The organism is uncultured Friedmanniella sp., from assembly GCF_964244285.1.
GTDB lineage: Bacteria > Actinomycetota > Actinomycetes > Propionibacteriales > Propionibacteriaceae > Microlunatus.
On the sequence record NZ_CAXTHT010000007.1, the window covers coordinates 128,636 to 148,830 of the forward strand.

Here is a 20,195-nt window from a genome sequence, read left to right on the forward strand (position 1 = left end):
CCAGCCCAGTTTCGGCAGGCCGCCCTGGGGGGGCGGGGGTGGCGTCGCTCCCGGCTCGGTCTGCGGCGCACGGACGTCGGTGGTGGTCATCTCCAGCTCTCAGATCACGGGGACGAACGCGGTGAGGGACCGCAGCGAGGCGGTGACGTGGTTCCAGAGCCCGGTGACCAGGAGCAGTCCGACCGCGACCATCGCCACCCCGCCGATCCGCAGCAGCGCGACCTGGTGGCGGCGGAGCACGCCGACCACCCGGGCCATCCGGGTGTAGGCCAGTCCGGCGACGACGAACGGGATGCCCAGACCCAGCGCGAAGACGAAGGCCAGCAACGCGCCGCGCAGCGCCGTCCCCTCGTTGTAGGCCAGGCTGAGGACGACGCCGAGGGTCGGCCCGATGCAGGGGGTCCAGCCGAGGGCGAAGACCACCCCGAGCAGCGGGGCCGCGGCGACTCCGGCGGCGGGCACGCGCGAGAGCCGCAGGTCGCGTTGGCCCAGTCTCAGCACGCCGGCGAAGACCAGGCCGAGCCCGATGATGACGACGCCGAGCACGCGCGTGATCGGGTCGGCGTAACGCAGCAGCACGGAGCCGAGGCTGCCGATCACCGTCCCGGTGGCCACGAAGACCACCGCGATGCCCAGCACGAACAGCGAGGTGCCGGCCAGCATCCGGCCGCGGCGGCGCGTTCCCTCGAGCACCTCGGCGGCGCCGAGGCCGGTCGCGTAGGAGAGGTAGCCCGGCAGCAGCGGCACCACGCAGGGAGAGAAGAAAGAGACCAGCCCGGCCAGCAGGGCCACCGGTACGGCCAGCGCCATCGAGCCGCCCGCGGCGCTGGCAGCCCAGGTGCTCAGGTCGAGCGGGGTCACTGGCCGGCCGCGACGTCGTCGACCATGTCCACCAGCGTGATCTCGGAGATCGACCCGAGCACCCGGGCGGCCAGCCGCCCCTGGGCGTCGATGATGAGCGTGGACGGGATCGCCGTGGGCGGCAGGGTGCCGGCGAAGGTGAGCAGCGTCGTGCCGTTGGGGTCGAAGATGCTCGGGTAGGTGATCTCGTGCTCGCGGACGTAGGCCTGGGGCGCGGTCACGGCGAGGTCCCGGGAGCTGATACCGACGAACTGGGCCTTGCCCTTGGTCGCCACGCTCGCCGCCTGCAGGGCCGGCCCCTCCTCGCGGCAGGGCGGGCACCAGGCGCCCCAGACGTTGACCACCACGACCTTGCCGGGGTAGTCGGCGGTCGACAGGGGCTTTCCTTCCAGCGAGGTGCCGGACACCACGGGTACGGGCTTGCGGTCGGCCGGCGCGATCCTGGTCAGGTTGTCCTTGGAGCCGACGTAGCCCTGCTGGCTCGCGCTGCGGGTCTTCTCGTCGGCTCCGGTAGTGGTGCAGCCCGACACGCCGACGACGAGCAGGACGGCGGCGAGGGCTCCGGTCAGCCGGACCAGGGGCGTCACGTCAGGAGCCCGCGACGAACTTCGCCGGCCGCGGTCCGGCGTAGAGCGCAGCCGCAGGCTCGCGGTAGCCGACCGAGACCAGCCGGCCGTCGGTGTAGGTGAAGGAGGTGACGCTGGCCAGCCGGCACTCGCGCTTGCGCGGGTCGTGGACCAGCCGCCGGCCCTCGGCGTCGCAGCGGGCCATCCAGACCGGGAGCTGGTGGCTGACGACGACGGCCTCGTGCCCGGCGGCGGCCGCGGCCGCGTCACGCAGCGCGAGCCGCATCCGGGCGACGATCTCGCGGTACGGCTCGCCCCAGCTGGGGGTGGCCGCGTTGCGGAAGAGCCACCAGATCCTCGGAGTGCGCAGGATGACGCCGGCCGTGACCTTTCGACCCTCGAGCTGGTTGCCGGCCTCGATCACCCGCTCGTCGATCGCCACCGGCAGCCCCAGCCGTCCGGCCAGCGGCGCCATCGTCTCCTGCGCCCGCTCCAGCGGGGAACAGACGAGGTTCACGATGTCCCGGCCGGCCATGTCGTCGGCCACCAGCACCGCCATCTCGCGTCCGAGGTCGGACAGGTGGTAGTCGGGCAGCCGGCCGTAGAGCAGGCCGGCGGGGTTGTGGACCTCGCCGTGCCGGACCAGGTGCACGGTCGTCCTGGTCCCGAAGCCCTGCCTGCTGGTCGCCTCGTCGCTCACCGCGTCATCCTCTCGCAGCCGCCGCGGCCGCGGCGGGCAGCGCGCTGACCACCCGGTCGAGGGCGGCGTCGTCGTGCGCGGCGGAGAGGAACCAGCCCTCGAAGGCGCTCGGCGGCAGGTAGACCCCGGAGTCCAGCATCGAGTGGAAGAAGGCGGCGTACGCGTCGGTGTCCTGTCGCGCCGCGGTGGCGTAGTCCGGGACGGCGGTCACGCCGTCTGGCACGAAGAAGACGCTGAACAAGTTCCCGGCGGCCTGGACCACGTGCGGGACGCCCGCCGCACCCAATGCGGCGGTGACCTCGGCCCGCAGCCGCTCGGCAGCGCGGTCGACGTGGGCGTAGACGTCGTCGGTGGCCAGTTGCAGTGTGGTCAGGCCGGCCGTGGCCGCAACCGGGTTCCCCGAAAGCGTCCCGGCCTGGTACACCCCGCCGATGGGGGCCAGGTGCTGCATCAGGTCGGCCCGGCCGCCGAACGCCGCAGCGGGGAATCCGCCGCCCATCACCTTGCCGAAAGTCATCAGGTCCGGCACCACCCCGTCGCGGCCGAACTGCCCGGAGCGGGTGACCCGGAAGCCGGTCATCACCTCGTCGCTGACGAACAGCGCCCCGTGTGCGGCACAGATCTCGGCCAGGAAGGCGTTGAAGCCGACCCCGTCCTCGACGCCGGGCGGGACGACGCCCATGTTGCCCGCCGCCGCCTCGGTCACCAGGCAGGCGATCTGGTCGCCGTAGGTCGCGAACGCCTCACGGACGGCGGCACGGTCGTTGTAGGCCAGCACGATGGTGTCGGCCGTCGTCGCCTCGGTCACCCCCGGCGAGCCCGGGATGGCCGCGTCCGCGGAGAAGGAGGACGCCCCGTCGCGGGCGGCCAGGGTGGCCACGCCCGAGCCGGCCGCAGCCAGCAGAGCGTCGACGTGACCGTGGTAGCAGCCGGCGAACTTGATGATCTTGTCCCGGCCGGTGATCCCGCGGGCCAGCCGCAGCACCGACATCGTGGCCTCGGTGCCGGAGTTGACCAGGCGCACCTGCTCGACCGGGGTCCGGTCGATGATCGCCGCGGCCAGCTCGACCTCGGGCGTCGTGGGCGCGCCGTAGGAGGTGCCGCGGGACGCCGCCTCGGCGACGGCCCCGATCACCTCCGGGTGCGCGTGCCCGAGCAGCATCGGCCCCCACGAGCAGATGAGGTCCACCAGCTCGTTACCGTCGGCGTCGTAGAGGTAGGGACCCTTGGCGCGGGCGATGAAGCGCGGTGTCCCGCCGACCGACAGGAACGCCCGGACGGGTGAGTTGACCCCGCCCGGAGTGACGGCCTGGGCCCGGGCGAACAGCGCTGCGGAGCGGGTGTCGGTCGAGGTGTCCCGGGTGGTGGTGGTCATCGGGTCGTTCCCTGAGTCTGGCGAAGGGCGTAGCGCTCGGCCCAGGTCTGAGCCCAGTAGGTGAGGACGATGTCGGCCCCGGCACGGCGGATCGAGGTGAGCGTCTCGTTCACCGCGGCGTCCCGGTCGATCCAGCCGTTGGCGGCGGCGGCCTCGACCATCGCGTACTCGCCGGAGATGTTGTACGCCGCCACCGGCACGTCGACGGCCTCCCGGACGGCCCGGATGACGTCGAGGTAGGCCAGCGCCGGCTTCACCATCACGATGTCGGCACCCTCGGCGAGGTCGAGGGCCACCTCACGCAGCGCCTCGCGGACGTTCGCGCCGTCCTGCTGGTAGGTCCTGCGGTTGCCTGTCAGCGACGAACCGACGGCCTCGCGGAACGGTCCGTAGAAGGCCGAGGTGTACTTCGCGGCGTAGGCCAGGATCGTGGTGTCGAGGGCGGCCGCGGCGTCCAGCGCCGTCCGGATCGCGCCGACCTGGCCGTCCATCATCCCGCTGGGCGCGACGACGTGCGCGCCGGCCTCGGCGTGCAGCACGGCCATCGCGGCGTAGATCTCGACCGTCGCGTCGTTCTCGACCAGGCCCGAGGGGGTCAGCACCCCGCAGTGGCCGTGGTCGGTGAACTCGTCGAGGCAGACGTCCGACATGACCAGCAGGTCGTCACCAACCTCGGCGCGGACCGCCCGGATCGCCTCGGTGAGGATGCCGTGCGGATCGACCGCACCGCTGCCCCGGGCGTCCTTGTACTCGGGCACCCCGAACAGCATGATCCCGGCCAGCCCGGCCTGGGCCGCGCCGACCGCCGCCTTGCGGAGAGTGTCCATGGTGTGCTGGACGACCCCCGGCATGGACGAGATCGGCCGCGGCTCGGACAGGCCCTCCGCCACGAACGCCGGCAGCACCAGCTGGCGCGGTTCGACGCTCGTCTCGGCCACCATGGCCCGCATCACGGGTGAGGTCCGCAGTCGCCTTGGACGGGAAATCGGGGTGCTCATGACGCCTCCCAACCTAGCGCCGGGAACGGCGGATCAAACCCGTCGACGGGGTGACGTACGCCGCTGTGAGGGCTTGAGCACCGGCTCGCCCTCGGCCAGGAAAGCGTCGCGCCGCTCGGCGGCAAAGCTGGCGAGCGAGTCGGCCAGCTCCACCACCGACGGCTTGTGCGCGACCACGTCGACCCGCAGGCCGTGCTCCTCGCAGGTCTTGGCCGTGGCCGGGCCGATCGCCGCGATGATCGTCGAGGGGTGCGGCTTGCCGGCGATCCCCACCAGGTTGCGGACGGTGGAGGAGGAGGTGAAGACGACGGCGTCGAACTTGCCCGACTTGATCGCCTCCCGCACCGGCGCCGGCGGCGGGGTGGCCCGGACGGTCCGGTAGGCCGTGACGTCCTCGACCTCCCAGCCGAGACTGGTCAGGCCGGCCGTCAGCGTCTCGGTGGCGATGTCGGCGCGGGGCAGGAAGACCCGGTTGATGGGGTCGAGCACCTCATCGAAGGCCGGGAACTCCGCGGCCAGCCCGGCCGAGGACTGCTCACCGGTCGGCACCAGGTCGGCCTCGATCCCCCAGGCCTGCAGCGACTCGGCGGTGACCGAGCCAACGGCGGCGACCTTGAGGCCGGAGAAGGCCCGGGCGTCCAGGCCGTACTCGTCGAACTTCTCCCGGAGCGCCTTCACCGCGTTCACCGAGGTGAAGACGACCCACTCGTAGCGGCCCTCGACCAGGCCACGCAGGGCCTTGTCCATCTGCAGCGGGCTGCGCGGCGGCTCGACCGAGATGGTCGGCACCTCCTCGCTGTGCGCGCCGTAGGTCCGGAGCCGGGCCACCATCGGGCCGGCCTGGTCCTTGGTGCGGGGCACCAGCACCCGCCAGCCGAAGAGCGGCTTGGTCTCATACCAGCTGAGCTCACGACGCTGCTCGGCCGCGGCCCCGACGATCACGTGCAGCGGGTCCAGGCCCGGCGCCTTGATCGACGCCACGGCCTCGACCAGCCCGTCGAGGGTCGTCGGCAGGGTGATCTGCTCGGTGCTGCCACCGTGGAGGGTGACGATGACGTGGTCGGTGCCGGCGCGGCCCGCGGCCAACGCCGCGTCGACCATGCCGCCGACCATCGAGACCAGGGTGCTGATGACGATGGTGGCCGCGCTGCCCCACTGCCCGGTGTTGGCCTTGCTGAACTTGCCGTCGGTCACCGAGGCGAACTGGACGCCACCGGCGTGGATCAGGTCGATGCCGGCGTACTCGGGCACGGCGGTCAGGCTGGAGACGCCGGGGACGACCTCGAAGTCGATGCCGCCACGGACGCAGGCCGCGGCCTCGTCGGCCACCGCGTTGTCCAGGAACGGGTCGCCGGTGACCAGCCGCACCACCCGGGAGCCCGCTGCGGCGTGCCGCAGGACGATCTTGGCCCGGGCCGACGCCGACAGCGGACGGCCGGTCTCACCGGTGCCCAGCGTCGCGACCTCGGCCCCCTCGGCCAGGGTGATCGCCGGGTGGGACAGGATCTCGGACTGCCGGTCGCTGTCCAGGATGACGGCGCTGGCGTCGGCGAGGGCCGCGATCGCCCCGAGGGTGAGGAGGTCAGGATCTCCGGGTCCGGTGCCGACGAAGATGACCCGTCCGCGGGTGGCCGAGGTGGGAGCGGCGGGGTTCCGGGGCTGGTGCGCCGAAGATGAGCTCACTGACGTCTCGCGTTCTGTTGTCCGGGTGCCCGCGGAGGCACCAGGGATCGGATCACTCGAGGGACTGCAACCTGGCCAGTACCCCCGCGGCGTGCCTTGACCCGAAGTCGTGAGGATCAGCCGAAAAACCCTGGACGTCGAGCCGGAAGGCGGGACCAGCTGCAGTGGGCTCCGACAGGTTGCTCACTAGTGTTCTCCCAATTACGGCGGTCAGAGTCAAATCGAGACTTGTACCACGGACCGACTTGACAACGGCGCGCGCACCCACCGGAGCCGTGCACCCGGCCTCCAGCCGGGCCAGGAAGCCCCGCTCCACCCGGACCTCGGCGTGGCTCGTCGGGTGGTCGAGCGCGAGCACCTCCGCACGCAGGGCCGGGTCGAGCCCGCGGGAGATCTCCAGCGCCAGCGCACCCTGCCCCGGCGCCGGCAGCATCACGTCGAGGCCGAGGAAGTCGGCGGGCAGACCGAGCACCTCGACGGGCGACGCCGGGCCCTCGGCGTCCTCGTCACCGCCGGTGAGGTGACCCAGCCGCCGCAGCCCAGCCGCGGCGAGGACCACGGCGTGCAGCGCCCCGCGCCGGACCAGGTCCAGCCGGGTGCCGACGTTGCCGCGGACCGGCACCAGCTGCACGTGCCGCTCCCGCGTGGCCGCCCACTCCCCCAGCTGCAGGGCTCGTCGGGGAGCTCCGGTGCCGATGCTGTCGCCGTCCCCGAGGTCGTCCAGGTGCCGACCGACGAGCACGTCGCGGGTGTCCTCGCGGACGGGTACCGCCACCACCTCGAGGTCGTCGTCCGGGGCGGTCGGCAGGTCCTTCAGCGAGTGCACGGCCACGTCGATCTCCCCGCGACGCAGGGCCTCCCGGACGGCCCCGGCGAAGATCCCGGTGCCACCGATCTCGGTCAGCAGCCGCTGGTCGACGTCGCCGCGGGTCGTCACGCCCACGAAGCGGGTGGCGATCCCACGGGCCGCCAGCATGGCCGCGACCGCGTCGACCTGGGCGCGGGCGAGCGGGGAGGTGCGCGCGCCCAGCCTCAGCACGGGGGCCGCAGGGCTCACGAGGTGGGGACCTCCGCGGACATCACCGCGGCCACGCTCTGCGGGTCGAGGGCGAACAGCTCGCGCAGGGCGGCGGCGTAGTCGACCGCGTCCGGGTCCGCCGAGAGCTCCTGGACCCGCACCGTGGGCGAGTGCAGCAGCTTGTCCACGACGCGGCGGACGGTCCGCTGGACCTCGTCCCGCTCGTGGGTGTCCAGGGACGGCAGCCGGCCCATCAACCGACTCATCTCGGCGGACACGACCTCGGAGGCCATCGACCGGAGGGCGACCACGGTGGGGGCCACCTGGGCGGCCCGGCGCAAACCGACGAAGTCACCGACCTCGCCGCGCACCAGCGCCCGGGCCTCCGCGACGGCGTCGGAGTCGTAGCCGTCCTCGAAACCGGCGGCCAGCCGGTCGAGGTTGACCAGGCTGATGCCCAGGGTGTGGACGTCCTCGGAGACGTCCGGCGGCAGGGCGAGGTCGACCACCCCGGTGACCGGCGTGCCGGCGAGCTGGTCGGCCCCGATGGTCATCGAGCGGGCACCCGTGCAGGTGACCAGCACGTCGGTGGCCGCCAGCTCGTCGTCGAGGGCGTCCAGGCCGATCGCCCGGCCGCCGACGGCTGCCGCCAGCCGGGCCGCCCGCTCGAGGGTCCGGTTGGCGCAGGTCACCGACGCCCCGGCCGCGGCGGCCGTCCGCGCCGCCAGCCCGGCCATCGCGCCCGCACCGACCACCAGCACCCGCCGTCCGGCCAGCTCGCCGCGCTCGGCACCCAGCAGCGCGTACGCGGCGCTGACCAGCGACCGGCCGGCCGAGCCGATCTCGGTCTCGGTCTGCACCCGCTTGGCCACCCGGAGTGCCTGCTGGAACAGCGAGTTGAGCACGGTGCCGACGGTGCCCTGGCCCTGGCTGAGGGCCAGTGCGGCGCGGACCTGGCCCAGGATCTGGCTCTCACCGACCACCACCGAGTCCAGGCCGGAGGCCACGGCGAAGGTGTGGGCGACGGCGCCCTCGTCGAAGTAGACGGCGCAGAGCGTGCGGAGCTCCTCGACGCTCAGCCCGGCGAGCTCGGCCAGGGCCAGCACCGCGTCGTCCAGGCCGCCGTGGAAGCGGGACACCGAGGCGTACAGCTCGGTCCGGTTGCAGGTGGAGAGGACGACCGCCTCGTCGATGTGCTCCGACGTCACCAGCTGCCCGGCCAGCTTGCCGGCGGTCGCCGCGTCCATCGCCAGCCGCGACAACATGGCGACGCTCGTCGAGCGGTGCGACACGCTCACCACCAGGATGCTCATCTGGGTCCTTGTTCCTTGCTCTCAGGAGCGACGAGGACGCGTGCCTGGTCGATGGTCTGCCCCGCGGCGCGCCGGTGCTCGTGGTAGGCGAGGATCTGCAGCTCCTGGCCGAGATCCACCTTGCGCACCTGGACGCCCTCGGGCACCGCGAGCACGCTCGCGGCGAAGTTGAGGATGCTCGTGATCCCGGCCGCCACCAGCCGGTCGGCCACGCTCTGGGCCGCTTCCGCGGGGGTGGCGATGACGCCGATCACGGCGCCGGTGTCGGCCACGACCTGCTCGAGGTCGGCCAGGTCGGTGATGGCCAGGCCGTGGATCCGCAGCCCTACCAGGGCCGCCGAGGGGTCGACCAGACCGACCACCCGGAAGCCGCGGGAGTAGAAGCCGGAGTAGTTGGCCAGTGCCGTGCCCAGGTTGCCGATCCCGACCAGGACCACGGGCCACTCGTGGGTGGAGCCGACGACCCGGCCGATCTGGAAGCGCAGGTAGGCCACCTCGTAGCCGACGCCCCGGGTGCCGTAGGAACCGAGCGCCGAGAGGTCCTTGCGCAGCTGGGCCGGGCTGACGCCGGCGGCCTCGGCCAGGGCGCCACTGCTGATGGTATCCAGCCCGTCCAGGGTGTTCAGCACCCGCAGGTAGACCGGCAGCCGGGCGATGGTGGCCTCGGGAATCCCCTTGGTGGCCATCGCCGTGGCCGTCGCGGGTCCGGCCGCCGTCGGCGACGGGGTGGGTGCGAGAGCGTCGAGCGCCCCCTGGTGCACCTGGCCCAGCGTCTCGGCGGACACACGACTCCTGGATCTGGTGGACAGCTTCGGCACTCGGTCGGGCGTCGAACGAGCCAACATTACAGAGCCGGGTGAAGGGCTTCCAAATACCTCGGGCCCACGTCAGCGTCGGGTGAGAGCCGCACGCAGGCGCGCCGGGTCGACCCGCCAGAAGTCGTGCTGCACCCCGTCGACGAAGGTCACCGGCACCTCGTCGGTGTAGCGGCGCAGCAGGTCGGCGTCGCCGGTGATGTCCCGGGTGGCGTAGCCGGTGCCGGTCTCGGTGCAGACCTGCGCGACGATCGCGACCGCCTGTTCGCAGAGGTGGCAGCCGGGCCGGGTCAGGACGAGGACCCGTTCGGCTCCCCGCGCCGCCGGCCTCAACGCAGGCCCGCCACGAGGCCGGCTCGTTCCCGCAGCAGTCCCTTGCGGACCTTGCCGGTGGCGCCGCGCGGCAGCTCGGGGACGACCTCGAGGGCCGTCGGCCGCTTGAAGCGGGCCAGCCGCTGTTCGCAGTGCAGGCTGACCAGCTCGGCCAGGGTCGCGGCCGGCGTCGGCTCCTCCGCGACGACGAAGGCCACCACCTGCTCCCCCGTACGCCGGTCGGGCCGGCCCACCACCGCCACGGAGGCGATCTCGGGCAGCTCACCGATCACCTGTTCGACCTCCGCGGGATAGACGTTGAAGCCGTTGACGATGACCAGCTCCCGGGCCCGGTCGACCAGGAACAGCTCGCCGTCGTCGAGGTAACCGATGTCGCCGGTCGGGAACCAGCCCTCGGCGTCCGGGCCGCCGGCGCCGTCCGGCCAGTAGCCGGAGAACAGGTTGTCGCCGCGGATCGAGACCTCGGCAGGCTCGGAGGCGTCACTGCCGTCACCGATCCGGATCTCCACGCCGGGAAGCGCGCGTCCGACGTGCCCGTGGCCCCGGCGGACGCCGCCCAGGGTGGCGGTGACGCCCGGAGCGGCCTCGGTCAGCCCGTAGCCCTGGGCGACCTCGATCCCGGTCCGGGCCGTGAACTCCGCCGCCAGGTCCTCCGGCAGTGGCGCCGCGCCCGAGACGACGGTCTGGACGGTGGCCACGGCCTCCTCGAGGCCGTCCTCGCCCAGCAGCCGGTGCAGGGTCGGCGGGGCGAGCGGCAGGTTGGTGACCCGCTCCTCGCGCAGCAGCGGTGAGAGATCGCCGCCCGCCGGGCCGGAACCGTCGACCACGACCAGCCGGCCGCCGGAGCGCAGCCAGCTCCCCAGCACCGCGTTCAGACCGAAGACGTGGAAGAGGGGCAGGTTCGCCAGCACCGTGGACTCAGGACCGAGCAGCCCGAGCGCGTGCAGGTGCTCGACGTGGGCCAGCAGCGCGCGGTGGCTGAGCATGGCCGCCTTCGGCCGACCGGAGGTGCCGGCGGTGTAGAGCAGGACGGCCAGGCTCTCGGCGTCACGCGGCGAGCTCACGGGAGCGTCGGCCACGCCGAGCGCGGCGAGCCCGGCGTCGGTCAGCGGCAGCGTGCGGACGCCGGGCAGCCCTACCGGGGTCAGGTCCGGAGCGGCCATCAGCACCCGTGCCCCGCTGTCGGTGAGCAGCACCTCGAGCTCGGACGGGGTGGACTGCGGGTTGAGCGGCACCACGACGACGCCGCCCCGGAGCGCAGCCAGGTAGGCGACCACGAAGGCCGTCGAGTTCGGTCCCAGCAGACCCAGCCGGGCCCCGGCGATCAGGCCGGTCGCGCCCAGACCGGCGGCGAGCGCGCCGACGGCAGCGTCGAGCTCGGCCCAGGTGAGCTCGGACCGGGACGCCCCCGGCGTCACCAGCGCGACCTCCGCCGGATACCGACCAGCGGCAACGGCGAGGAGATCGGCCAGGTTCACCGGCGTCGGGCCGTCGTTGCGCACGAGCCGATTCTGGCACAGCGCCCGGTGGTGGCGACGGGTCACGATTCGGCTGCGGGCACCGTCCGCCCTGGTCGCAGGACTAGTGGTCATGGTGGAAGTTCGTCGAGGGTGTGCGTCGTCCAGGTGCGTGCATCGCCAGGCCGACGAGAAAGGGATACCGGGAGTATCTCGATCGAGGAGAACGCCGCGAGGCGAGTGCCTGGGCGGGGCAGACCCCGACGAACTTCCACAATGACCACTAGTCTGGCGCGGTGACCGATCCGCTGGAGGAGGCGCGCCCGCTGGGCCGCGTGGGCGCCTCGGTCGTGGAGGTCAAGCGCCCCGGGCGAGGACGGCGCGGGACCCGGCCACCCCTGGTGGAACCGGACGCCCGGGCGGCGGCCTTCTTCGACCTCGACAACACCATGATCAAGGGCGCCTCGCTGTTCCACCTGGCCAAGGGCCTGTACCGGCGTGGCTTCTTCCCGGTCCGGGTGATCATCAAGGCGCTCTGGCTGCAGGCCTACTTCCGCGTCGCGGGCCGGGAGAACCCGGGACACATCGAGGACGCGCGCCGCTCCACCCTCTCGTTCATCGAGGGCCACACGGTCCACGAGCTCGAGGAGATCGGCGCCGAGGTCTGGCACACGACCATCTCGCGTCGGATCTGGCCCGGCACCCGGGCGATCGCGCAGTCCCACCTCGACGTCGGCCAGCAGGCCTGGCTGGTGACCGCCGCCCCGGTGGAGGTGGCCGGCATCATCGCCGCCCGCCTCGGGATGAACGGCGCCCTGGCCACCACCGCCGAGCACGTCGACGGCGTCTACACCGGCCGACTGCGGGGCGAGCTGCTGCACGGTGAAGCCAAGGCAGAGGCCATTCGCGAGCTGGTCGAGCGCGAGGACCTCGACCTGGCCCGCTGCTTCGCCTACTCCGACTCCTACAACGACCTGCCGATGCTGTCGGTGGTGGGCCACCCCTCGGTGATCAACCCGGACCGCCGGCTCAAGCGACTGGCCGGCGAGCGCGGTTGGCAGGTCCGTGACTACCGCCGGGGCCGGCGTGCGGGACTGCTGGGTGCCGGCGCCGCCGGCAGCGCCGGTGGGGTCTGGGCCGTCGGCGTGGCGATCCGCCGGCTGCTGCGCCGCTGAGCCTCCAGCCTGCTCGATCAGGCTCCGGTCACCGGGCCTGACGTCAGCAGCCGTCCAGGGCGGCCAGGTCCTCCGCGTCCAGCTGGACATCCAGCGCCCCCAACGCCTCGTCCAGCTGCTCGACGGTCCGGGCACCGATCACCGGGATCATGGCCGCGCGTCGGAGGGGCAGGGCGTCGGTGGTCAGGGTGGCGCTGCCGGCGGCGTAGCGCACCGAGCTCGCGGGTCCCGCCAGGTGCCAGGCCAGCACGACCTGGTTGACGGTCGAGCCGTGGGCGTGCGCGATCTGGTGTGCGGTGAGCAGCCGTCGTCCGCTGCCCGGGTGGGCGTAGCGGTCGGGCAGCGGTAGCCACGGTCGCGCCAGCTGGCCCTTCTGCAGCGGTGAGTAGGACAGGATCGTCAGGTCCGGGTGCTCGGCGGCGTAGTCGAGCCCCTCACGGGTGACCAGGGTGTCCTCGGCTCCCCCGGGAGCCGGCCAGTAGAGCGAGTGTTCCTGCTGCCACGCGCCGAACGCGGGTCGCGAGGCCGACCGGCTGTGGGCCCGGGCCTCCGCGAGCCGCCAGGTGGTGGTGTTGGACAGGCCGGGCACCTGGACCAGACCCTCCTCGACCAGGTCCGCGAACGTGTCCGCGATCTCGGCCGCCTGCCGCGTCCGGTCGTCGACGTGGCCGTAGTAGACGCCGACGCGAGGGAGGCCGAGCCGCTCGAGACTGGCCGTCAGCTCGCGCCGGACCACCTCGGGCGCCAGCCCCTCGTAGTTGGTCGGGGCCTGGCCCGACAGCGGCCGCCGTGGATCGGCCTTGCCGGCTCCGCACTTGGTGGCCACCACCACCTCCTCGGCCACCCCGCGGCTGGCGATCCACCGCCCGAGCAGCCGCTCGCTGTCCCCGGCCTGGGTCCCGAGGCTCTCCTCGGTCCAGGCGCCGTAGTTGTTGGCGGTGTCCAGGAAACGGCCGCCGGCCTCGAAGTAGCGGTCCAGGACGGCGTAGGAGGAATCCTCTCCCTGGTGGACGCCCAGGGCCATCACCCCCAGGCAGAGGGCGCTGACGGGGACGGCCTGGTGCTGGCTGCGCAGCTGACGGGTTCTCATGTCGTCCACGCTAGGGGTAGATCGGTCTGCTCACCCGGGCCAACGGGGGCTAGCCTGACCAGGCCAATACGAGGAGGTTCGACCGGATGGACGTCGACCGGGTACCCGTGGTCGCGGCCGGGCTCACCCTCGAGCTCGATCCCTCGATCGGGTCGCTGACCCAGCGGCTGATGGCCGGACTGCGCACCGGCGTGCAGCAGGGCCGGCTGCCGCCCGGGCTCGCGCTGCCGCCCAGCCGCGCCCTGGCCGCCGGGCTGGGCTGCTCGCGATGGGTGGTGACCGAGGCGTACGCCCAGCTGGTGAGCGAGGGCTACCTCCTCGCCGTCACAGGCTCGGCGACCCGCGTCCGCGAGCTGGGGCCTGCGGCGACGGCGACGGGGGCGACGGCGGCACCGGTCCCCCGGCCCCGGCTGGACCTGCTGCCCGGCCTGCCGGACCTGGCGGCGTTCCCACGCGTCCGCTGGGCGGAGGCGTACCGACGGGCGGTGCGCGAGCTGCCGACCGACCTGCTGGCCGGTCGGTCACTGCTGGCGACGGGTCCGGCCCGCCACACGCTGACCGCCTACCTGCGCCGGACTCGCCAGGTGCAGGAGGACCCGACCCAGCTCAGCCTGAGCACCAGCTCGACCGCCGCCGTGGGCTGGCTGGCCCGCGTGTTCGGCGGCCTGGGCCACCACCGGATCGCCGTCGAGGACCCTTCCTGGCCGGGGCTACGGGACGCCGCGCGTCGGGCCGGGCTCGAGGTCGTCGGCGTGCCGGTCGACGACCAGGGCCTCCGCGTCGACCTGCTGGCCCGGACCGACGCCCGGCTGGTCATCGTCACCCCGGCCCACCAGTTCCCGACCGGGGTGGCGATGTCGGCCGAGCGGCGGCTCGCGTTGATCGAGTGGGCTGAGCAGACGGACGGGACGGTGCTGGAGGACGACTACGACGCCGAGTTCCGCTACGACCGCCGCCCGGTGACGAGCCTGCAGGGGATGGCCCCGGACCGGGTGGTGCTGATGGGCTCGGTGTCGAAGTCGCTCAGCCCGGCGGTGCAGCTGGGTTGGGTGATCCTGCCGCAGTGGCTCATCCTGCGGCTCGTCTCCGACGACCTCGACCGCGGCGTCGGACCCTCGGCCCTGACGGTCGCGGCCTTCGCGACGATGGTCGCTGAGGGGTGGTACGAGCGGCACCTGCGTGCCGTCGGACTGACCTACCGTCGACGGCGAGCGGCGCTGGTGGCCGCCGTCGCGCACCGGCTGCCGGGATGTGCGATCGGTGGTGCCGCCGCCGGCCTCCACCTGCCGTTGACGCTGCCGCCCGGTACCGACGTCGAGCAGGTCGTGCGGGCGGCGACCGCCCTGGAGCTGCCGCTGGCCAGCCTGGACGACTACCGGCTGCGCCCGCGCGGGAGCGAGGACGGACCTGGCCTGGTTCTGGGCTTCGGGAACCTGCGCAGCGGCCGGGAGGACGAGGCCGTCGCCCTGCTGGCCCAGGCGCTCGCGGAGTCCAGCCGTCGGGAGCCCGTCAGCGGCGGGACAGCCAGCCGGAGAGCGGCACCATCAGCGCCAGGTAAGCCACGTAGCCGAACAGCCCGATGACGGCGAGGCCCTCGGCCTGATCGTGACGGGCGAGGACGCCCACCGCGGCCGCCACGACCGCCAGCAGGGCGAGGGCGGCCGCGCCGATCAGCGCGAACCCGCGCACCGTCTCGGCGTCGACCAGGCCGGACGAGGGCGACGAGGGCTCACGGCGTCCGGCCGGTCTCGCCCGCACCAGCGCCGCGGTGAACACCGCGAGCGCCAGCACGAGCAGCACCTCGGACCCGAACATCCGCACAGGCTACGGCCGGGGCGTCGCCTGGGTCAGCAGCTGCTGACCCGCGACCACGAGCCGTTGCCGGTGGACGTCAGCGAGGTGGTCACGTAGCGGCTGTCAAGGCCCAGGTAGTCCCGACTGCCCGTGGCGTAGGCCCGGTTGAACAGATCGGTGGCCCGTCCGGCCGCGACGTGGTCGGCGTTACTGGCCCGGACGCAGGTCGCGCTGGGCGTGGGCGTCGGGGTGGGAGGCGTCGTGGTGGGGGGCGTCGTGGTCGGCGGGGTGGTCGGGCCGGCGGTGATCAGGCCGGCCGCGAACTGGGCACCGGCGGTCGTGCTGCCGTTGCTGGCGTACTGCAGATGGGCCGCGACGTTCGATCCGTTGCCGCAGACCGGGTCGCCGGTGTTGCAGTAGTCACGCGACTTCGGCCCGTACAGGGTGCTCGCGGTGGCGATGGTCTGGCGCTGCAGGCCCAGCGGGTTGCCGAACACCACGACGGCCTTGACCCGCGGCGCCAGGCTGGTGGGGATCGCGGTGCCCGTGCTGGTTCCGGTCCGGATGCCCAGGGCGATGTCGACGACGGTCGCACCCTGGGAGTAGCCCCCGAGGACGAACTGGGTGTTCGGGCAGCTGGCGGCCAGGCTCGTGACGTGGTTGGTGAGGTCGGTCGCGCCCGGCCCGGCGCTGGACTGGGAGCTGTTGGCCGCATAGTCCACGGCGTAGGAGCTCACGGTGCGGCCCGACAGGTCGGAGGTGAGCGAGGTCACGAAGGGCCGACCGACCGTCCCGAGACCGGCCGACTCACCGGTGCCGCGGGCGAACGAGATGTCCACGTCGCTGCAGGTGGCGGCCGAGGCACTGGTGCTGGTGACGGCCAGTCCGACGAGCGCCGAGCTGGCGATGAGGACGAGGCCGGCCGCCAGACGCGCGGGACGGGACAGGGCAGGACGGGATAGGGCAGGCAAGGGCATGAAGGTTTCCGATCGGTCGGTGCGGCGAGAACCGATCGGACCCCCCGAGTCGGCGGAAGCATCGTGCGCGACCGGTCGACCTGCCGTCAAGGGTTTCGGAGGCGGCATCTGCATCGATGAACGTGAACGTTCGGGGTCGCGGGCTGGGGCTTCGCGGCCGGGCGCCGCGACGTCGGCCGGGCCTGGCGTGGCGGAAGCCCCGGTGACCTGGTCACCGGGGCTTCGCGCGGAAAGCTACTTGCCGGCGCGGCGACGCTGGATGCGGGTGCGCTTGAGCAGCTTGCGGTGCTTCTTCTTCGCCATCCGCTTGCGGCGCTTCTTGATGACCGAACCCACGATGTACAACCTCTCGATGCCTGTCACCGCCGGATCGAGCTCGGCACGGCGGACACAGACTGCTTCTCGGACTCCCGGCTCCCAGGCCAGACAACTACGGCATGCTACCCGGCGCGGGGTGGCCCGCGCGAACTCACGGCGGACACCCGCCCACGCCGCGCACCGTCGGTGGCGGGCACTAACGTCAGTCCCTGTGACCAGCAATGTCGATGACCACGCCTACGTCGAGGACTACAGCTCGGGCGCCGGCTCGCGGTCGGCGGTGCGAGCCTGGCTGCCCAGCGACGCCCCCGAGCTGAGCCTCAACGGTGAGTGGCAGTTCCGGCTGCACGCCTCGCACCACGGGTTGGGCGACCCTGCGGCCGGCGACGACGAGGGCTGGGAGACGATCACGGTCCCCTCGCACTGGGTGCTGGGTCCCGACGGCGCCCTGTCCGCCGAGGCCGGCCGCGGGCGGCCGATCTACACCAACGTGCAGTTCCCGTTCCCGGTCGACCCGCCGTGGGTGCCCCAGGAGAACCCGACCGCCGACCACCGACGCACCTTCGACCACCCGGGCTGGGAGGTCGAGCGGGTGCTGCTGCGCTTCGACGGCGTCGAGTCGGTCTACCGGGTCTGGCTGAACGGCACCGAGGTCGGCGTCGGCAAGGGCAGCCGGCTGGTGGCCGAGTTCGACGTCACCCAGGCCCTGCGGCCCGGTGAGAACGAGCTGGTCGTCCGGGTGCACCAGTGGTCGTCGATGAGCTACGTCGAGGACCAGGACCAGTGGTGGCTGCCTGGCATCTTCCGCGACGTCACGCTGCTCGGCCGTCCCGCCGGCGCGCTGGACGACGTCTGGCTGCAGACCGACCTGGAGCCGAACGGCCACGGCACGCTGCGGACGCTGCTCCGGGCGGAGGTGGCGGCCTACCCGGTGACCGTCCGGGTGCCCGAGCTCGGCTTCGAGCAGACCTACGCCGACGCCGACGCGCTGGCGGGTGCCGGCGCCGAGGACCTCGGACCGGTCGAGCCCTGGAGCGCGGAGACCCCGCGGCTCTACGCCGCGGAGGTGGCGAGCAGCGGGGAGGCCGTCAGCGTCCGGCTCGGGTTCCGCCGGGTGCGGATCGAGGGTGACCGCTTCCTCGTGAACGGCGCCGCGGTGCGCTTCCGCGGCGTCAACCGGCACGAGACACACCCCGTCCGCGGCCGGGTGTTCGACGAGGCTCACGCCCGAGCCGACATGGTCACGATGAAGCGCGCGAACGTCAACGCCATCCGCACCAGCCACTACCCGCCGCACCCGCGCGTCCTCGACCTGGCCGACGAGCTCGGCTTCTGGGTGATCGACGAGTGCGACATCGAGACCCATGGCTTCGAGCACCTCGGCTGGGTCGACAACCCCAGCGACGACCCCCGCTGGGCCGCGGTCTACGCCGACCGAATCGAGCGGACGGTCGAGCGCGACAAGAACCACGCGTGCGTCGTCATCTGGTCCCTCGGCAACGAGGCCGGGACCGGACGCAACCTGGCGGCCAACGCGCAGTGGGTGCGGCGGCGTGACCCGGGCCGGCCGGTGCACTACGAAGGCGACTACACGTGCGCCTACACCGACATCTACTCCCGGATGTACCCGAGCCTGGTCGAGGTCGAGGCGGTCGGGCGCCAGACCGGCGGCATCCGCTACACCGGCTCACCGGGTGAGGCACAGCGGGTGCGGAGCAAGCCGTTCCTGATGTGCGAGTACGTGCACGCCATGGGCAACGGTCCGGGCGCGATCGCGGAGTACGAGGAGCTGGCCGAGCGGTACCCGCGGCTGCACGGCGGCTTCGTCTGGGAGTGGCGCGACCACGGCCTGCTCACCCACGCGCCGGACGGCAGCCCGTACTACGGCTACGGCGGTGACTTCGACGAGGTCGTGCACGACGGCAACTTCGTCATGGACGGCATGCTGCTGCCCGACGACACCCCCACGCCGGCGGTCGCAGACTTCGCCGCAGTGCACGCGCCCGTGCGGTTCGCGCTGGTCGACGGCGAGCTGTCGGTGCGCAACCACGCGCACACCGTGGGCACCGGCCACCTGCGCTTCGTGGCCTCCCGGCTCGAATCGGACGGCGAGTCGTCGGAGCAGGAGCTGACCGTGCCCGACCTGGCTCCCGGTGCGTCCGCCTCCGTGTCGCTGCCCGACGAGCTCGGGTCCGCGCCGGCGGGCACCGAGGCGTGGCTGGAGGTCCGGGCCGAGCTGGCTTCGGAGCAGCCCTGGGCGCCGGCCGGCTACGTGGTGGCCCGGCGGCAGTGGCCGCTGACGGCGGGTTCGCCCGAGCTCACTCTGCCCCGACCGGGACGGCTCGAGCTCGTGCAGGCCCTGTCCGGGGCCGTGCTCGAGCTCGGCCCGGCCACCTTCGACGCCGGCAGCGGGCGGCTGCAGTCCCTGTACGGGACCGCCGTCGACGGTCCCCGGCTGGAGCTGTGGCGGGCGCCCACCGACAACGACCGCGGTGCCAGTTTCGGCTCGTACGAGGAGGTCGCCCCTGAGGCCAGCCCGTTCGGGCTGGGCGCGCCAGGCCCCTCCTCCGCGGACCGGTGGCGCGAGCGCGGCCTCGACCGGCTGGTGCACCGTCAGGTCGAGCTGCGGTCAGGACCAGACGAGCTGGTCAGCATCGTGCGGGTCAGTGCGGCCAACAGCGGCCTGTTCGTCGACGTCACCTACCGCTGGCAGCTGCTCGGAGAGGCGCTGGCCTGCTTCGTCGACCTGGTGCCGACGGTCGGCTGGGACGGCACCTGGCCGCGCGCCGGTATCCGGCTGGACCTGCCCGCCGGTCTCGACCGTGCGTCCTGGTTCGGGACAGGGCCGGACGAGGCGTACCCCGACACGTCCGGCGCATCCCGCGTCGGCTCGTTCTCGGCCGAGGTGGACCAGCTGAACGTGATCTATTCGCGGCCCCAGGAGACCGGTCATCGGCCCGGGCTCCGCTCGCTGTCGGTGTCCGAGGACGGCACCGAACGGCTCCGGCTCCGCACCCTGCCCACGGTCGACGGCCACCGGCCCGGCTTCACCCTGTCCCGGCACACGCCGCAGCAGGTCGCCGCCGCCCCTCACCCGTACGAGCTCCCGCAGCCCACGCACACGTACCTGTTCCTCGACGCCGCCGTGCACGGGGTGGGCTCCCGAGCCTGCGGCATCGACGTCCTGCCCCAGTACGCCCTCGCCCCCGGCGCCCACCAGTTCGCCTTCGTCCTCGAGCCCCCGCAAGCCTGACCCCCGGCGCCGCCTGCCGTCTGCCGTGGGTGGGTTCTGACGGTCACTTCACAGCCCTACGCCCACTTTTACCCTGCGCCAGAGGGTGTGCGGCCGCCCTTAGGGGTGTGAAGTGACCGTCCTGGGTCTGCCCAGGACAGAGGTGGCGGACGCGGGCTCGGGGCCGATCGGCAGTCCCGGGGAGCGGGTCTAGCCGGTCTCGTAGAAGGCGTCGCGGAGGTAGGCGTTGACGGCGGCCTCGGGGACGCGGAAGCTGCGGCCGAAGCGGACGGCCTCGAGCTCACCGGCGTGGATCAGCCGGTAGACGCTCATCTTGGAGACGCGCATCAGCGCCGCCACCTCGGCCACGGTGAGGAACGTGACGCCCGCCAGCCCGGGGCCGGCGGGGCGGCGCCCTGCGCGTGTCGCACCGAGCCCTGAGCCGGTCGAAGGGTCGCCGATCGGGGTGACGCCCTCGGGCGTGAACTTC

General features: G+C 73.1%; 19 protein-coding genes. 3 read left to right on the forward strand and 16 right to left on the reverse strand.

Annotated features, from left to right (window positions below; all coding sequences use genetic code 11):
* Positions 1-99 precede the first annotated feature (99 nt).
* The 11 genes from ACFE7W_RS16460 to ACFE7W_RS16510 all read right to left on the reverse strand — a co-directional run bounded on the left by ACFE7W_RS16460 (position 100) and on the right by ACFE7W_RS16510 (position 11,164).
* Complete coding sequence (locus tag ACFE7W_RS16460) at positions 100-810, reverse strand: cytochrome c biogenesis CcdA family protein (protein ID WP_375425944.1); 711 nt, start codon at positions 808-810, stop codon at positions 100-102.
* 47 nt (positions 811-857) lie between these two features.
* Positions 858-1,448, reverse strand: a complete 591-nt coding sequence (locus ACFE7W_RS16465) for a TlpA family protein disulfide reductase (protein WP_375425902.1) — start codon at positions 1,446-1,448, stop codon at positions 858-860.
* A gap of 1 nt (position 1,449) precedes the next feature.
* Positions 1,450-2,127, reverse strand: a complete 678-nt coding sequence (locus ACFE7W_RS16470; protein WP_375425903.1) for a histidine phosphatase family protein — start codon at positions 2,125-2,127, stop codon at positions 1,450-1,452.
* Positions 2,128-2,131: 4 nt separating this feature from the next.
* Positions 2,132-3,502 carry a glutamate-1-semialdehyde 2,1-aminomutase gene (gene hemL, locus ACFE7W_RS16475; protein ID WP_375425904.1) on the reverse strand — a complete coding sequence of 457 codons (1,371 nt, stop codon included), beginning with the start codon at positions 3,500-3,502 and terminating at the stop codon, positions 2,132-2,134.
* Positions 3,499-4,500 (reverse strand): porphobilinogen synthase, encoded by a 1,002-nt coding sequence (gene hemB / locus ACFE7W_RS16480; protein WP_375425905.1) that lies wholly within the window; start codon positions 4,498-4,500, stop codon positions 3,499-3,501. Before hemB ends, hemL begins: the two co-directional genes overlap by 4 nt.
* 33 nt (positions 4,501-4,533) lie before the next feature.
* Positions 4,534-6,183, reverse strand: coding sequence for a uroporphyrinogen-III synthase (locus ACFE7W_RS16485; protein ID WP_375425906.1), 1,650 nt, complete (start codon positions 6,181-6,183; stop codon positions 4,534-4,536).
* 52 nt (positions 6,184-6,235) lie between these two features.
* Positions 6,236-7,240, reverse strand: coding sequence for a hydroxymethylbilane synthase (locus tag ACFE7W_RS16490; RefSeq protein ID WP_375425907.1), 1,005 nt, complete (start codon positions 7,238-7,240; stop codon positions 6,236-6,238).
* Positions 7,237-8,514 (reverse strand): glutamyl-tRNA reductase, encoded by a 1,278-nt coding sequence (locus ACFE7W_RS16495; protein WP_375425908.1) that lies wholly within the window; start codon positions 8,512-8,514, stop codon positions 7,237-7,239. Before ACFE7W_RS16495 ends, ACFE7W_RS16490 begins: the two co-directional genes overlap by 4 nt.
* Positions 8,511-9,200 (reverse strand): redox-sensing transcriptional repressor Rex, encoded by a 690-nt coding sequence (locus ACFE7W_RS16500; RefSeq protein ID WP_375425945.1) that lies wholly within the window; start codon positions 9,198-9,200, stop codon positions 8,511-8,513. Before ACFE7W_RS16500 ends, ACFE7W_RS16495 begins: the two co-directional genes overlap by 4 nt.
* A 201-nt stretch (positions 9,201-9,401) precedes the next feature.
* Positions 9,402-9,662 carry a glutaredoxin family protein gene (locus tag ACFE7W_RS16505; protein WP_375425909.1) on the reverse strand — a complete coding sequence of 87 codons (261 nt, stop codon included), beginning with the start codon at positions 9,660-9,662 and terminating at the stop codon, positions 9,402-9,404.
* On the reverse strand, positions 9,659-11,164 hold the full coding sequence (locus tag ACFE7W_RS16510; RefSeq protein ID WP_375425910.1) for a class I adenylate-forming enzyme family protein: 1,506 nt from the start codon (positions 11,162-11,164) through the stop codon (positions 9,659-9,661). Before ACFE7W_RS16510 ends, ACFE7W_RS16505 begins: the two co-directional genes overlap by 4 nt.
* Before the next feature lie 251 nt (positions 11,165-11,415).
* On the opposite strand from ACFE7W_RS16510, the gene ACFE7W_RS16515 reads away from it, so the two are divergent.
* Positions 11,416-12,294 carry an HAD family hydrolase gene (locus ACFE7W_RS16515; RefSeq protein ID WP_375425911.1) on the forward strand — a complete coding sequence of 293 codons (879 nt, stop codon included), beginning with the start codon at positions 11,416-11,418 and terminating at the stop codon, positions 12,292-12,294.
* Between the two features lie 43 nt (positions 12,295-12,337).
* On the opposite strand, the gene ACFE7W_RS16520 is transcribed toward ACFE7W_RS16515, so the two are convergent.
* Positions 12,338-13,384 carry an aldo/keto reductase gene (locus ACFE7W_RS16520; RefSeq protein WP_375425912.1) on the reverse strand — a complete coding sequence of 349 codons (1,047 nt, stop codon included), beginning with the start codon at positions 13,382-13,384 and terminating at the stop codon, positions 12,338-12,340.
* An 86-nt stretch (positions 13,385-13,470) separates the two neighbouring features.
* On the opposite strand from ACFE7W_RS16520, the gene ACFE7W_RS16525 reads away from it, so the two are divergent.
* Complete coding sequence (locus ACFE7W_RS16525; protein WP_375425913.1) at positions 13,471-14,967, forward strand: PLP-dependent aminotransferase family protein; 1,497 nt, start codon at positions 13,471-13,473, stop codon at positions 14,965-14,967.
* Here ACFE7W_RS16525 and ACFE7W_RS16530 read toward each other — a convergent pair.
* The 3 genes from ACFE7W_RS16530 to ACFE7W_RS16540 all read right to left on the reverse strand — a co-directional run bounded on the left by ACFE7W_RS16530 (position 14,894) and on the right by ACFE7W_RS16540 (position 16,491).
* The gene (locus tag ACFE7W_RS16530; RefSeq protein ID WP_375425914.1) at positions 14,894-15,199 is read right to left on the reverse strand and encodes a hypothetical protein; all 306 of its coding nucleotides are present in this window, start codon (positions 15,197-15,199) and stop codon (positions 14,894-14,896) included. The genes ACFE7W_RS16525 and ACFE7W_RS16530 overlap by 74 nt on opposite strands.
* A 32-nt stretch (positions 15,200-15,231) precedes the next feature.
* Positions 15,232-16,155 (reverse strand): cutinase family protein, encoded by a 924-nt coding sequence (locus tag ACFE7W_RS16535; RefSeq protein WP_375425915.1) that lies wholly within the window; start codon positions 16,153-16,155, stop codon positions 15,232-15,234.
* A gap of 234 nt (positions 16,156-16,389) precedes the next feature.
* Complete coding sequence (locus tag ACFE7W_RS16540; protein ID WP_042842924.1) at positions 16,390-16,491, reverse strand: 30S ribosomal protein bS22; 102 nt, start codon at positions 16,489-16,491, stop codon at positions 16,390-16,392.
* Positions 16,492-16,684: 193 nt separating this feature from the next.
* On the opposite strand from ACFE7W_RS16540, the gene ACFE7W_RS16545 reads away from it, so the two are divergent.
* On the forward strand, positions 16,685-19,726 hold the full coding sequence (locus ACFE7W_RS16545) for a glycoside hydrolase family 2 TIM barrel-domain containing protein (protein ID WP_375425916.1): 3,042 nt from the start codon (positions 16,685-16,687) through the stop codon (positions 19,724-19,726).
* A 189-nt stretch (positions 19,727-19,915) separates the two neighbouring features.
* On the opposite strand, the gene ACFE7W_RS16550 is transcribed toward ACFE7W_RS16545, so the two are convergent.
* Positions 19,916-20,098: a helix-turn-helix domain-containing protein gene (locus ACFE7W_RS16550; protein WP_375425946.1), complete on the reverse strand. Its 183-nt coding sequence runs from the start codon at positions 20,096-20,098 to the stop codon at positions 19,916-19,918.
* Between the last annotated feature and the right edge of the window lie 97 nt (positions 20,099-20,195).